Here is a 13,258-nt window from a genome sequence, read left to right as displayed (position 1 = left end):
CTTTGTACCAACTAGCGATTTAATCGTTGGTTAATATTTGTTCTTTATAATTCCGTCCGAAATATATTTATTCAAAAAACCAATTAATTGGTCATTATGTAAAGAGATGTAACATGCTGGAAAAATTTGAAAAGAAGGACAATAAAAAAACAGGAATGAACCAAACCTACTCAGGCTATATCAAATTAGACAAAATTATTATCCTGTCGAAAAACTGGGTTAAAAATAAACAGGCTTTCCTTGAGGCTCCTTGCGAAGCCAGTTTTCACTCTATTTATTCAATAGCAAAAGTCATTGATGACGAGCATCCACTGCCGTTTATGATGCCTGGAGTCTATTTTGAAAAAGACTATTCTTCCAAGTCTTATGAAACCTGGGAAGAGCTCTATCTTAAGGATGATGTGTTTGTTTCACTGGATAATTTAAAGGATAAAAAGTACATCGCTTATTCATTGGAAACGGTTTTTTTGGCCAATAAATACAAGGGCTTTCTACGCACGACACTGCATTTCGATGATGTAGAGGCTACGGCGATGAGCGAACGCGATCAAGAGCGCTTTCTTTCTCAATTAAAAAAACGATACCCTGAGTATTACCAGGAATATGTCAATGTACAGCCCAACAAAACAGAGGTTTCCCTGGACAGTATAAGTAAAGAGAAGCTAAAAGTCATTTTGGACGCAGTGGAAGTGATGTTGGTACTGAGCTGCCATAAGGGTGGGTTAACATCCAACTTTTTACCAGGTGGCCTGACCGATGCGTTAACTTCCTATGGCTATCAATTTTTGATCCAGGTGTTATCTGAGACGTTAAGTCCCGATGAAAAGAAAGGATTAGAGTATTTATGGGTAAAAAACATTCAAAATAAGGCTGAACGAACGGTGGCTGATTTAATCAATTCAGCATTGACAGGCTCATGTACCACAACCCTCGGTTTGTATTGGTTAGGGTTGCTGAAGACACTTCGACCTCAATTATCCCTTACCATTCATGAGAAATTGGTTGATAAAATCTACAATGATATTGTTCAAGATAAAACCACTGGGTGGTCCAGTCTAGGAAAGGCACATCTCACTCTTTTCCTTAAAAAAAATGCTCAATACATAATCATGGACATGCTAAATCCATTGGACAAGGAGTCTCAACCAAAAGAGAGACCGAATTTTGTGATGTAATCCCGAATTGCGAAATGGTGTAACAAATTGGCAACAAGCTGTTGCCAATTTCGTTGATTAGTATAAGGATGGCAAACTGATTTCAATGGCGTCCCGGAGAGGATTTGAACCTCCGACCTGCCCCTTAGGAGGGGGCTGCGCTATCCAGCTGTGCCACCGGGACTTGAAACAAGCAAGTCTACCTTATTCAGGGTACAAATAACAACACTGCATGGTTTCACTCTACATGGATTGGTAATTCGGGCCGCCGCCGCCTTCAGGCGCTTGCCAGACAATGTTCTGACGCGGGTCCTTGATGTCGCAGGTTTTGCAGTGGATGCAATTCTGCGCGTTAATCTGCAGTCGCGGACCAACCTCCTCCTCAACGATTTCATACACGGCTGCGGGGCAGTAGCGACTCTCGGGAGAGGCGTATTCCTGATAATTCACGGCAATGGCCAGGGCCGGATCCCGTAAGGTCAGGTGACAGGGCTGATTTTCTTCATGGTAAGTATTGGTCAGGTAAACCGAACTTAAGCGATCGAAGGTTAAAATGCCATCAGGCTTGGGGTAAACGATTTTTTTGGCTTTGGCAGCCGGCAGCAGGGTGGCATAATCAGCATGGTGTTTGAATGTCCAGGGCGATTTGCCATGGGTAATGTAAGTTTCAAAGGCCGCATTCGCCAGGCCAAAAAACAGGCCAAACCGGAATCCCGGCCGAATGTTTCTCACCGCATACAATTCCTCAGCCACCCAGGACTGGTTGAGCTTCTCAGGATAAGCCCTAAGCTCTGTTTGTTTATCCTCTGCGGCATTGCCTGCCATCAAGAGTTCAAAACAGGCTTCGGCAGCCAGCATGCCCGATTTCATGGCAGTGTGTGTGCCCTTGATTTTGGGTACATTTAAAAAACCCGCCGCATCGCCGATGAGTGCTCCTCCAGGGAAAGTTAATTTCGGAATGGCTTGCCAGCCTCCTTCATTTAATGCCCGCGCGCCGTAACTGATGCGCTCACCGTCCTGAAGTGTTTTACGCACAAAGGGATGGGTTTTGAAGCGTTGAAATTCTGCAAAAGGATTAAGCCAGGGATTCTGGTAATCCAGGCCGATGACATAACCAAGGGCCACGCGGTTATCGGAGAGGTGGTAAATGAATGAACCCCCATAGGTGGCGTTGTCTAAAGGCCAGCCGAAAGTATGGATGACCTTGCCGGGACGATGATTTTCCGGTTTGACCTGCCATATTTCCTTAATGCCTATGCCGTAAGTCTGGGGTTGACACTGGTCGCGCAGTTGAAAGCGGTGCATGAGGTTCTGACTCAATTGCCCGCGGCAGCCTTCGGCAAAGAGGGTTTGCCTGGCATGAAGATGCATGCCGGGTTGATAGTTGCTGGTTTGGTTGCCTTTTTTGTCAATTCCGACATCGCCGGTTGCTACGCCAATGACTTCGCCGTGGGTGTTGTAGAGAATTTCAGACGCAGGAAAACCCGGGTAAATTTCACAGCCCAGATTTTCAGCCTGAACCGCCAGAAATTGGCAAAGTTCGCCGAGACTGATGATGTAATTGCCCTCGTTTTTCATTGGTTTTGGTGTTGGCATGCGAAAAGCGCGTTTGCTGGTCAGCCAATAAAAGGCATCTTCGGTCACGGCCGTATTCAAGGGGGCTTCCTGCCAGGTGTCCGGCAGCAATTCTTTAAGGCTTCGCGGTTCAAGGACTGCGCCTGAAAGGATGTGAGCGCCCACCTGAGCGCCTTTTTCAAGGACACAGACAGAGATGTCTTTGTTTTGAGCGGCGGCTAATTGCTTGAGTTTAATCGCGGCTGATAATCCAGAAGGACCCGCACCAACAATGACCACATCGTATTCCATCGTTTCGTGTTCCACACCAAATTCCTTCTTTAGCAAAGTCGTAAAAGATTACCTTAATGCCATTGAATAGCAAGGGTTTTGTCATGGAAGTCCCGGTCGGAACCGTGTTAAATTCAGGAACCAGTTGTTATATGATGGTGAGCGCAAGCGCAGGTTGACTTGAACCGTTTCTATTCACCTTGCCGCTTTGCAGATTGCCAGGCTCAGCGATTAATAACAGGAGTGAAAGCATGCAGGATGGAGAACATTACGCAGGCGGTTTGCGCATACATTTTTATGAAGGTGCTGAACTGGAGCCTCTCGATGGGCTTGAAGGATGGCCTGCCTCATTGGCTATTGCCCGCAACGCCTTGCGCATCCTCACCATGGGATGGCAGGATGAGGTCAAGTCCCTGCTCACTCACAAGGTCCTCAAAGCCGTCTTCTGGTCTCGCGATCAGGAATTGATGCGTGCCATGCGCGTGGCCTTCCAGCAAGGGTTTGACCATGTATTTCACCAGTTGCAGGGCAAGCAGCTTGACCCTCTGCAGCAGCGCCAGGCCGAACTGTACATCAGCCAGTGCTTAAGCCTGCTGCCTTTTAGCGACATTACGCCTTATGAATGCTTTACTATTCCTCAATGCATCAATAAGCGATGGCAAATGGTGCACTACAAGGTGGTTCCCATTGAACTGACCCCCGTCTCTGGATTTAAAAAACTGTTCTTAAGTGAAGAAGACCGCGTATTCGCTTACGGCCTTGAACCCATCAATCACCCGGATGCTTCACCGCACCTTGTGTTCATGGGAACAACCTATCCTGCCGGCCAGGGATTTGTATCGCAGGTGAATACCGACCTCGAAGGGTTTGAAACCGCCGGAAAAAAACTTTACCGCAACGGCCGCGATAACATGGTGCGCTGGCTTAATCGGCAGGGTAGAAAACCCTGTGTCTGCGGTACAAGTCTAGGTGGTGCCTTGTCCCTGTTATTGGCCATTGATCAGGGTGATAAACTCTGCCGCGTTGATGCGTTTAATCCGCCGGGACTGTACAAATCCTGGCTTAAAAAAAGCCGGTATGATCGCTGGGAAGACATTCGTAAAACCAATAAAAACCTGAAAGTCCGTGTGTACAAACAGGGGGATGATCCCATCTCCAAATTCGGCGAATGGAAAGAAGACTGGGACATTGTGCACGTGATTCCCTCCGAAGTGCGCAAAAAGCAATTGAATCCCCTGACGGATCACGCCATGATTTATTCCGGCTATGAAGACACCCAATTCGTTGGAGTCGATACCAGGGCGGACAATGAAGAACGTAAAAAGCGCAATTTCTGGCTCTATGGATTGCTGCGCGGTGTGTTTTATTATTCAGTACTCGTGCCTTTTCGCTACGGTGCCTTGCCTGCATTGCGCTACCTTTGGGCCCATAAGCGGCAGGTCAGTCTGATCCTTGGTTTTTTAACCCTGTTTCTTTTGTTTCCTGCGCTAATCCCGGTCTTGGCCATTCCTGGGGCCGCTCTCCTGGGATTGCTGGTCAGCGCGTTTTGCTCAGCCCTCATCTGGGGCTATTTTTCTGACCTGATGCTTACCCTGCTCTACGATGATTTTACCTTCCGCAAACGGGGAGAGTTTGACTCGTTTCTAAACTGGGTTTCCGAGCGTCCAGTCTGGGTGAAGGCTTTGTTGGGTACCGGGATAGTGTTGATTGCGGCCACAATGCTTGTTGTTCCCTTCATCCCGGTGTGTGCACCTCTGGTGACGCCGGCCTTTTTTTTAGCGCTGGCGGCAGTGCCTTTCCTGGCCTTTTTAACCTATTGCGTCATTAAGAGCATCCAGACGCTGGCGGGCTTAAATAAGCCGACTATCGCTGATTGCCATGATCCCCTATTGCCGAGAAATCCTGAAAAAGACATCTACCGCAAGGAAATGAGCGCCAGAATGAGTATTCAGGATCTGGGCGATTACCATTTTGCCACTCGCCGTCTGCTGAACGATAAACCGTACCTGCCTTTATCGGGTGATGAATACCGTGAGCGTTACGCGGGGTTGTCCAAACGGGAAGTGCTTGAGAAAAGCCAGAATGCAGAGGAAGCCACACAACTCATTCAAGTGAAGGCCAGCGAGGCTAAAATTCATGAAATGCAGCAAATAGTCTCCATCGCCCGTCGGTTTGGATTTCAAAAATCGCCGGCCTGTGTTCAAGAATTGAAAGCCGTTCATGATGATTACCAACAAGGCAACGTGAGGCCCCGGGACGCAGTCGATGACGATTTAAATGAGGAGAACAGGATGTGCAATTGGGTTTAGCGCGTTCAAACGGCTTCCAGAATGGCCGCTACGCCCATGCCGCCTGCGGTGCAGATGGAAATCAACCCGCGCCCGGAGCCTTTTTGATGCAGTAATTTAGCCAGGGTGCCGACAATGCGTGTCCCCGTGGCCGCAAACGGATGCCCCAGCGCAAGACTTCCGCCTTTGATGTTCATTTTGCTTTGATCAATGGGACCTAAGGCCTGTTTTGCTCTCAGCACATTGCGGCAATACTCCTCGGATTCCCAGGCTTTGAGTGTACACAGCACTTGACCGGCGAAGGCTTCATGAATTTCATAAAAATCAAAATCCTGCAGTTTAAGCCCGTTGCGGTACAATAATTCATACACGGCACGGGTAGGCGCCATGAGCAACCCTTCGCCATGAACAAAATCCACCGCAGCCACCTGCGCGTCGACGAAACGGGCCAACAGGGGATGGCGGTGTTGTTTGGCAATGTCTTCGCTGACTAAATACACGGCCGACGAGCCGTCGGTCAGTGGCGTGCTGTTGCCGGCGGTTAAGGTTCCCGTCGCTGTTTTATCAAAAGCGGGTTTGAGTTTTTCAAGTTTTTCAAGCGTAGTGTCTGGACGAAGGGTGCCGTCGCGGCGTAAGCCCTTGAAGTCAAAAACCAGATCATCATAAAACCCCTCGTCATAGGCTCGGGCGGCTTTTTGGTGACTGGCCCAGGCGAGTTGATCCTGATCTTTACGGCTTATCTGCCATTGCTTGACCATTTTTTCGGTGTGCTCACCCATGGACAAGCCTGTGCGGGGTTCCTTGACCGAGGGGTATTGCGGTTTAAAATGGCTGGGTTTAAATGACAGCACCGCCTTTATTTTTTGCATGGGGGTTTTGGCTTCATTGAGTTTCAGCAGAATGCGGGTAAAGGATTGACGAAACATCACCGGCAGGTCACTGTTGGAATCAACGCCGCCGGCAATGCCGTCGTCCATTTGATAATTGGCAATTTTCAAGGCAATTTGCAGGGTGGTTTCCAGACTGGTACCACAGGCTCTCTGCAGGGTATAAGCGGGTGTATCGGGATTGAGCGTGGTGCCCAGCACGGCTTCTCGGGCCAGATTCCAGTTCATGGAACTGTTAATGACAGCCCCAAGACCTACGTCGCCGACGGTTCGGCCGCTTAACTGCAAGGTATCGACCAGCCGTTGCAGGGAGGCAATCATTAAATCCTGAGTTTGCACGTCCCGGTAATCCGTCATCGATTTGACAAAGGGAATGCGGGCACTCCCTGCAATGTACACTGCGCGCGTTTTCATGGTTGGTATCCGCTGTCAAGGGCTCTATTAATAGTCTAGTAATTCTCTGTCAGTTTGCCGGTTAAAAACCCGTTAATACAATTTTGCCGCGTGAACGGCCGCTTTCAATCAGTTCATGGGCGCGCTTTAAGTTAGCCGCATTAATGGGTCCAAAGGTTTCATTGAGTGTGGTATGAAGATTGCCTTTTTCAACCAGCTCGCTGATTTGATTGAGAATGGCATGCTGCTGGATGCGATCCGCTGTTTTGTACATCGAGCGGGTGAACATCATTTCCCAATGAATAGACAGGCTTTTTAACTTAAACAGCTTGATGTCGAGATTGACCGGATCGTCAATCAAGGCAAATTTCGCCTGGGGTTTCAAACAACGGATCAATTCTTCCGCATGCGAATCACTGTGCGTTAAGCTCGCGACATAATCCACCTGATTGATGTCAAAATGAACGAGTTGATCCAGCATGGGGTGGGTGTGATCAATAACAAAATGCCCGCCTTGCTTGAGTATCCAGTCAATGCTTTCCTGTCTCGAGGCCGTCCCTACGATAGTCAACGACGTCAGTTGACGTGCCAATTGCACCAGGATGGATCCCACGCCGCCTGCAGCTCCGGTAATTAAAATCGACGCTTTTTCGTTTTTATCAATGGCCAGGCGATCAAACAGCAATTCCCAGGCAGTGAGACTGGTCAGGGGCATGGCCGCAGCCTGGGTGAACGACAGATTTTTGGGTTTTTTGCCCACCAGGTTTTCATCAATCAGATGGTATTCACTGTTGCAACCTGCCCGCATCAGATCACCCGCATACCAGACTTCGTCACCGGGTTTAAATAACGACACCTTGGCGCCCACCTTCTTCACCACCCCGGCGGCATCCCAGCCGAGAATGCGGTAATCGCCTTCTTCCGGGTTGGCTTTAACGCGGACTTTGCAGTCAACGGGATTCACTGCCACCGCTCTTACTTCAACTAAAAGATCAGAATCGCCGGGGGTGGGGATTGGTAATTCAATGTCGGTTAGTACATTGGCTGGCCCGGTTTTTTGATATCCTACGGCTTTCATAATGCTCCTTGCGGCAGATGAATGATCATTAGTATAGTGCCTGGGAGCGGGGAATTGTCCAAGGATAAATTCATTTATGGCTGTGAATTTAAGGCGTATACTTAAAAACACCGCTAACCACGCGAGAAATCATGAAAAAACTAATCCAGGGAATCCTGTTAATGCTGGGTTTTGCTGCTCACGCCGCCAACAACCCCGTAATGACCTTGAATGTTGCCGCCCAAGAGGAGCAATTTAAAGTCACGCTACAGGCTAATCCTACCACCGGGTATCAGTGGACCGTGCAAAACTACGATCAAACCCTGTTTAAGCTGATGAGCAGTCAGTACGTAGCGCCTCAAACAAAATTGATCGGGGCCGGGGGACAAATGGTTTTCACCTTCGCGATTAATGCGGGAGCTGCCTTGCCGGAAAGCAGCGTCATGACGTTTCGTTATGCCCGTCCCTGGGAGCCTAAGGGAGGAACGACACAAAAAGTCATGATTCAGTTTAAGCCTTAGCTGTGCTCAGTTGGAGAGAGACGACGTGGCCATGGCTTTGTCTGATTCGACTTCAATGTCTTCAAGCAACGTTTGAAACTGGCTCTTGCGGGTAAACAGGTTGTTAAATGTTTTATCTTTTACGGCCAGTTCGTTGTTTGTTTTAAGCGCCGCCAGGTTGACAGGATGCTGCGACAGGGCCTCCACAAGCATGCGAATCGTGTTCAGAACTTCCTGATAGCGCGCTGCCCGATCCTCAATGAAACTAAACTGATACAGGACACGACTCACGCTGTTTTCATGTAGAAGGGCCTGCCAGAGGTCATTGGCATAGGCTTCGAGCTTGATTAACTGTTTGCTGAGATGAAGCCGTAATGGATCATTCGGCTTATTGATATCCAGGATAATTTTATCAGCCAATTGCCTGAAAAAACGCTGGCATTCCGTGGCGTTCGGGCGGCTTTCTTCGTCTGGATGGCACATGCGGCCTAAGAATTCGGCCAGCAGTAATTCGTCATAGCTTAAATAAGGCTTGTTAGATAAGCTGTGGGATTCGCCGCTGTCATCGGTCATCATGAATTGCTGAGCCATGATTTTGCCCAATGAAAAAATATCACTGGCCCTGGAAAACAGATAACCATTGTCGGTTTCTGTTTCAGGCGCCATGTAATCCCTGTCGGACGAGTAGCTGACCCGGATGTGGGTATGGTCTTGGGGGAGTTTTTTGGCACGGTTAAAATCAATAATATTGACATGGCCTTCGTTGGCATCCCAGAGAATATTATCAGGCTTTAAATCGGTATGAAGAATGCCGTGATTGTGCAGTTCAGCCAATTGTTCAGCGATTCTGGCACCAAGACACAAGGTCGCTAAGGAGCCAAAACTGAATCGGTGCCTGTGCTTTTTGTGCCACATGTCATGACCTGGATAAAGCGGCATGACCAGGACTGCTTCCTCGACCTGGGCTTCATAAATTAAGGTGCCGATGTCTTCGTCCTGATACGTGACTTCTTTTTTGCGCGTGCCATGGAAAAAACCAAAGGAGCGATGAAGCCCCTCGAGCAGATGATGTTCATCCCGGGCCTCAATGAGCGCGTTTTTGCGATCCTGGACGGCCACGGTCCCTCCCTGGGAGTAGTCGGTTATTTTAACCGCATAGGCGGGTTCAGGCATCACGTTGCCGGTTTCAGCATCAACACACAGGGCTTTGGATACCTCACCAAAAGTACCTGTCCCAAGCCGTTGAGTCAGTAGAAAATAGGCAGGTTCATCGTGCTGATAAACCTTGACCAGGGTTAACTCAGGCTTTTGGGGTGCCACATGGACATTCAGTGTTTTATTCTTAGCCAAAGCATCCACGCCTTGCAGAATAAGCTGCCTGTCTTTTTCTATTGTTTCAATGACGACACGGAAAGGGGTGCCCACACACTCATCGCTTTTGTAAAACCAAACTGACCCGTAGGTTAACAAAATAACATTAAGGATATATTAATTTCATTTATAGCAATAAAAGGCCTTAAGCAGCGGCATATCAGAAAAAGGAACGGCACGGAAAAATGAGCCGAATTTCGGGGGGGTGAGGGCAAGCTTCTGAACGTCATGCAGGTGCTTTCCTGTGGCAGGAATGATGAAAAGACCTTGTGATTTGGCCGCCTTGAGGTTGCCGTCGTCATCATCGACAAGGCAAGTCGGACCTTGATAATTCAGTTCCGACTGTATGGCTTTAATGTGCTGATTTTTATTACGGCCCTGCTCAGGCAATGGCAGCCAGGAATGGATACAAATCCTGGCGACTTCGGATGCCTCAAGGCCAATGACTTCCTTAAGGTAACGCGGAAAAAGCAAGTCTCCAAAACTGTTGAAGGACGCAATGGCCACGTGATGGCCTTTTTTAAACAGTAATTGGAATGTTTCTTTCCAAATCTCGGCCCCTCCCAGCGGCTCTATCCTGCTTAGGATGTGCCATAACTCCTCGAGATTGCCCGAGGAGGCAGCGAGCAGATTATGCGTATTTTCTGAAACGATGGTTCCATCAAAATCAAAAATAAAAAGCATGGCCTTTCTTAATCATCCAGATTCTTCGCGACTTTTTTTCGAAAAGGAAGGTAGCGAGGTTCCCAGAACAGATCCTGAATTAACTGGTGGAGATCAGCGTCCTGATTTTTTTGGGCAAGGCCCTCGGCTATGGCTGTTCTGGCAACGGCGACAGCAATGTTTTTAGCGACTGTCTGTGCATCATCCAGAGAGGGCAATAAGGGAAGGAAACTGTCTTTTTTACTGGGAGAGTGGCCGCTGAGTTCTTCGGCTGCCGCCCAAATCATACCTTTCGATAAGCGGGTCGCGCCAACCGCCAGAATGCCTAAGCCAATGCCCGGGAAAACCAGCGCGTTGTTACACTGGGCAATGTCCACCAGACGGTTCTGGTATTCCACAGCGGGGAAGGCAGTACCGGTTGCAATCAATGCCCGTCCCTGACTCCAGGCGAGAATGTCGGCGGGTTGGGCTTCGCATTTCTCATCCGGGTTGGACAGGGGGAAAATGATCGGGCGCTCGCAGGTTTTGGACATGGTTTCGATGATATCCTGCGAAAAAGCGCCGGGCTGAGCGGAACAACCAATTAAAATGGTGGGTTTGACATGACGGACAGTGTCAGTCAATGACGGATGCTGCCGGTCATTGATTGACCATGCCGCCACGTCTGCCATTTTTCGTGCATAGGGTTGCTGCGCGTCAGTGAGTTCCTGATCGCATTCCAGCAAAAGCCCCTGACGATCAATAAGCCAGAAGCGGCGATAGGCTTCTTCAGCACTTAATCCGCGCCGCATCAGGGCGTCTACTATCTGATCGCTGATGCCCGTGCCGGCTGATCCCGCCCCAAAGACCACGATGCAATGCTCTTCAAGCGGTTTGCCGGTCACATCGCAGGCTGCCAGCAGAGCCGCCAGAGTGACCGCGCCCGTGCCCTGGATGTCATCATTAAAAGTACATAATTCATCCTGGAATTTATCGAGAATACGTCGGGCATTGCCGCGGCCGAAATCCTCCCAATGCAGGAAGGCATTGGGGAAGTGCTGCCGTATGGTGCTGACAAACGCCGAAATAAACGCATCGTATTGTTCCGCATTGATGCGGGGATGACGGCACCCCAGGTACATGGGATCATTGAGCAAATCCTGGTTATTCGTTCCGACGTCAAGGAACACAGGCAGCGTCCGTGTTGGATCAATGCCGCCGCAGAGGCTGTAGACCATCAGTTTGGCGACGGGGATGTCCATGCCGCCGATGCCCTGATCGCCAATACCCAATACCCCTTCACCATCGGTGACCACAATCAGATCAATGTCGGGATTAGAGCGGTTGGTGACAATTTCTTCAAGCCAGTTTTTATCGGAATGGGCGATGTAGAGTCCACGCGGCTGACGGTACTCATGGCTGAACCGTTTAACCGCCGTGCCGACGATGGGGGTGTAAATGGTGGGCAGCATTTCGGCTAGGTGGCGACTCAGTAACTTATAAAAAAGAACCTGATTTTTATCATGCAGGTTATTGAGGTAGATGTTCTGCTGCAAGCGGGTTGTATAGCCTGAGTATTGCAGGTAGGCGCGTTTAACCTGCTCATCCAGTGTTTCGATGCGGTGCGGCAGCTTCCCTAAAAGTCCGAAGGCACGTCGCTCTTCCTGGGTAAAGGCCGTGCTTTTATTGAGTTGGGGAATGGTTAATAACGGTTTTCCGGTTATCGAGGTTTCTATAAAGCGTTCGCCTGTCTCATCGTCGCGTACAATTTTGAAGTCCAGCATAATGTCTCATCACCGCTTAAATCGCTATACCTTAACGAATTGCTAAAATTTATTCAATCTGGGACTCATAAAATATCGCCTGTTCTGATTACGTGCAGACAGGCGCTGCCACTGGGTCAGATCTTACCTAAGGCTTTCACTCTGTGTTAACATCCATTCTCCAAATAGCGAACCCGAGGTTTCTGATGTTGAGATTTGTGGTCATGGCGTGTGCAATGTTCTTACTCAACTCCTGCGCGGCTCATGATGAGCGCTACTACCGTTTGAATCCGCCGGAATTGATTGAAGTAATGAAAGCCTGCCCTGAGAAGCAACCCCGTCACTTAAGCTGTGATGAATTAAAGCCGGTGTTTGCCGAGGTCAGCCAGATGGCCTATCAACTGCAAATCAATCCTCAGCGTTTTGGTTCCCGTATTTTAAGTCTTCAGCAAGAGCTGGGTAAACAGCAGGCTCTGCTTAAGCAAAATCCTAACCAGCCGCAGCTTGCGGCTGACATTGAAAAAAATCAACAGCAACTGGCCGAGTTATTGGCCATTGTAAGATGGCTTGAAGCGCCGGAAGGGTAGAAATGAAAATTCTGGTTAGTAATGATGATGGTGTATTCAGTCCGGGAATTCGGGCGTTAGCCAATGAAATGGCGACAATTGCCGACGTGTTTGTGGTGGCTCCCGACAGAAATCGCAGCGGTGCCAGCAATTCTTTAACCCTGACGCGCCCCTTGCGGGTTAAACAACTGGATAATGGCTATTATTGTGTGGAAGGCACGCCCACCGATTGCGTGCACCTTGCTGTCACTGGCTTTCTTGAGCCGAATGTGATGGACATGGTGGTTTCGGGCATTAATGATGGTTCCAATCTGGGGGATGACATTCTTTATTCAGGCACGGTGGCCGCCGCGATGGAAGGACGGTACCTGGGATTGCCGGCCATTGCCTTTTCGATGGCAGGAAACGGCAACATCCAGCATTATGACACGGCCGCAGTGATTGCCCGGCAATTGGTGACTAAAATTAAGGCAGACCTCTTGCCGCTGCAGACGATATTGAATGTCAATATTCCGGATTTGCCGCTTCAGCAGATTAAGGGCATCGAAGTCACCCGCTTAGGTACGCGTCATGGTGCTGAACCGATGATTAAACAAAACGACCCTCGCGGGCGTCCCATTTATTGGGTAGGCTTGCCAGGGTCTGAGGCAGACGCTGGACCGGGAACTGATTTTTATGCAATAAGTCAGGGTTTTGTGTCCATAACCCCTTTAAATCTGGACATGACGCATTACAAAGTCTTTGATCAATTATCAAATTGGGTGGATGGCATCAATTGGGACTAATCCGCAT

Annotated in this window: 11 protein-coding genes and 1 tRNA gene; 5 read left to right on the top strand and 7 right to left on the bottom strand. The window is 49.1% G+C overall.

Features of this window, described 5'->3' with window-relative positions:
• The first annotated feature begins 113 nt into the window (after positions 1–113).
• The gene (locus tag GH742_RS09960; protein ID WP_203454823.1) at positions 114–1,175 is read left to right on the top strand and encodes a hypothetical protein; all 1,062 of its coding nucleotides are present in this window, start codon (positions 114–116) and stop codon (positions 1,173–1,175) included.
• A gap of 86 nt (positions 1,176–1,261) precedes the next feature.
• Here GH742_RS09960 and GH742_RS09955 read toward each other — a convergent pair.
• Both GH742_RS09955 and GH742_RS09950 read right to left on the bottom strand, forming a co-directional pair.
• Positions 1,262–1,338, bottom strand: a tRNA-Arg gene (locus GH742_RS09955).
• 59 nt (positions 1,339–1,397) lie between these two features.
• Positions 1,398–3,035 (bottom strand): electron transfer flavoprotein-ubiquinone oxidoreductase, encoded by a 1,638-nt coding sequence (locus GH742_RS09950; protein ID WP_203454822.1) that lies wholly within the window; start codon positions 3,033–3,035, stop codon positions 1,398–1,400.
• A gap of 215 nt (positions 3,036–3,250) precedes the next feature.
• Here GH742_RS09950 and GH742_RS09945 point away from each other — a divergent pair, with 215 nt between their 5' ends.
• A complete protein-coding gene (locus tag GH742_RS09945; protein ID WP_203454821.1) occupies positions 3,251–5,308 on the top strand; it encodes a hypothetical protein in 2,058 nt (685 codons plus the stop codon).
• Between the two features lie 5 nt (positions 5,309–5,313).
• On the opposite strand, the gene GH742_RS09940 is transcribed toward GH742_RS09945, so the two are convergent.
• Together GH742_RS09940 and GH742_RS09935 are read right to left on the bottom strand one after the other, a co-directional pair.
• Positions 5,314–6,588 carry an acetyl-CoA C-acetyltransferase gene (locus GH742_RS09940; RefSeq protein WP_203454820.1) on the bottom strand — a complete coding sequence of 425 codons (1,275 nt, stop codon included), beginning with the start codon at positions 6,586–6,588 and terminating at the stop codon, positions 5,314–5,316.
• Between the two features lie 61 nt (positions 6,589–6,649).
• The gene (locus GH742_RS09935; protein ID WP_203454819.1) at positions 6,650–7,645 is read right to left on the bottom strand and encodes a zinc-binding alcohol dehydrogenase family protein; all 996 of its coding nucleotides are present in this window, start codon (positions 7,643–7,645) and stop codon (positions 6,650–6,652) included.
• A 131-nt stretch (positions 7,646–7,776) separates the two neighbouring features.
• On the opposite strand from GH742_RS09935, the gene GH742_RS09930 reads away from it, so the two are divergent.
• Entirely contained in the window at positions 7,777–8,145 is a 369-nt protein-coding gene (locus GH742_RS09930; protein ID WP_203454818.1) for a protease inhibitor I42 family protein, read from the top strand.
• Positions 8,146–8,151: 6 nt separating this feature from the next.
• Here the strand turns inward: GH742_RS09930 and GH742_RS09925 are convergent, their stop codons facing one another.
• From GH742_RS09925 to GH742_RS09915, 3 genes are all read right to left on the bottom strand, one after another.
• Positions 8,152–9,549, bottom strand: a complete 1,398-nt coding sequence (locus GH742_RS09925; RefSeq protein WP_203454817.1) for a protein kinase — start codon at positions 9,547–9,549, stop codon at positions 8,152–8,154.
• Between the two features lie 69 nt (positions 9,550–9,618).
• Positions 9,619–10,179, bottom strand: coding sequence for a hypothetical protein (locus GH742_RS09920; RefSeq protein WP_203454816.1), 561 nt, complete (start codon positions 10,177–10,179; stop codon positions 9,619–9,621).
• Positions 10,180–10,187: 8 nt separating this feature from the next.
• Positions 10,188–11,921 carry an NAD-dependent malic enzyme gene (locus GH742_RS09915; RefSeq protein ID WP_203454815.1) on the bottom strand — a complete coding sequence of 578 codons (1,734 nt, stop codon included), beginning with the start codon at positions 11,919–11,921 and terminating at the stop codon, positions 10,188–10,190.
• 215 nt (positions 11,922–12,136) lie between these two features.
• Between GH742_RS09915 and GH742_RS09910 the strand changes: the two genes are divergently transcribed.
• Both GH742_RS09910 and surE read left to right on the top strand, forming a co-directional pair.
• Positions 12,137–12,487 carry a hypothetical protein gene (locus GH742_RS09910; RefSeq protein WP_203454814.1) on the top strand — a complete coding sequence of 117 codons (351 nt, stop codon included), beginning with the start codon at positions 12,137–12,139 and terminating at the stop codon, positions 12,485–12,487.
• Positions 12,488–12,489: 2 nt separating this feature from the next.
• Entirely contained in the window at positions 12,490–13,251 is a 762-nt protein-coding gene (gene surE / locus GH742_RS09905) for a 5'/3'-nucleotidase SurE (RefSeq protein WP_203454813.1), read from the top strand.
• Positions 13,252–13,258: the final 7 nt, after the last annotated feature.

This window comes from Legionella sp. MW5194 (assembly GCF_016864235.1).
GTDB lineage: Bacteria > Pseudomonadota > Gammaproteobacteria > Legionellales > Legionellaceae > Legionella_C.
This window is presented reverse-complemented; position numbering and strand designations above follow the sequence as displayed.

What these genes read in the sequence shown, in the direction of transcription:
- GH742_RS09960 (WP_203454823.1), top strand. Translation starts at nt 114, where the DNA reads ATGCTGGAAAAATTTGAAAAGAAGGACAATAAAAAAACAGGAATGAAC.
- GH742_RS09945 (WP_203454821.1), top strand. Translation starts at nt 3,251, where the DNA reads ATGCAGGATGGAGAACATTACGCAGGCGGTTTGCGCATACATTTTTAT.
- GH742_RS09940 (WP_203454820.1), bottom strand. Translation starts at nt 6,588, where the DNA reads ATGAAAACGCGCGCAGTGTACATTGCAGGGAGTGCCCGCATTCCCTTT.
- GH742_RS09935 (WP_203454819.1), bottom strand. Translation starts at nt 7,645, where the DNA reads ATGAAAGCCGTAGGATATCAAAAAACCGGGCCAGCCAATGTACTAACC.
- GH742_RS09930 (WP_203454818.1), top strand. Translation starts at nt 7,777, where the DNA reads ATGAAAAAACTAATCCAGGGAATCCTGTTAATGCTGGGTTTTGCTGCT.
- GH742_RS09920 (WP_203454816.1), bottom strand. Translation starts at nt 10,179, where the DNA reads ATGCTTTTTATTTTTGATTTTGATGGAACCATCGTTTCAGAAAATACG.
- GH742_RS09915 (WP_203454815.1), bottom strand. Translation starts at nt 11,921, where the DNA reads ATGCTGGACTTCAAAATTGTACGCGACGATGAGACAGGCGAACGCTTT.
- GH742_RS09910 (WP_203454814.1), top strand. Translation starts at nt 12,137, where the DNA reads ATGTTCTTACTCAACTCCTGCGCGGCTCATGATGAGCGCTACTACCGT.
- surE (WP_203454813.1), top strand. Translation starts at nt 12,490, where the DNA reads ATGAAAATTCTGGTTAGTAATGATGATGGTGTATTCAGTCCGGGAATT.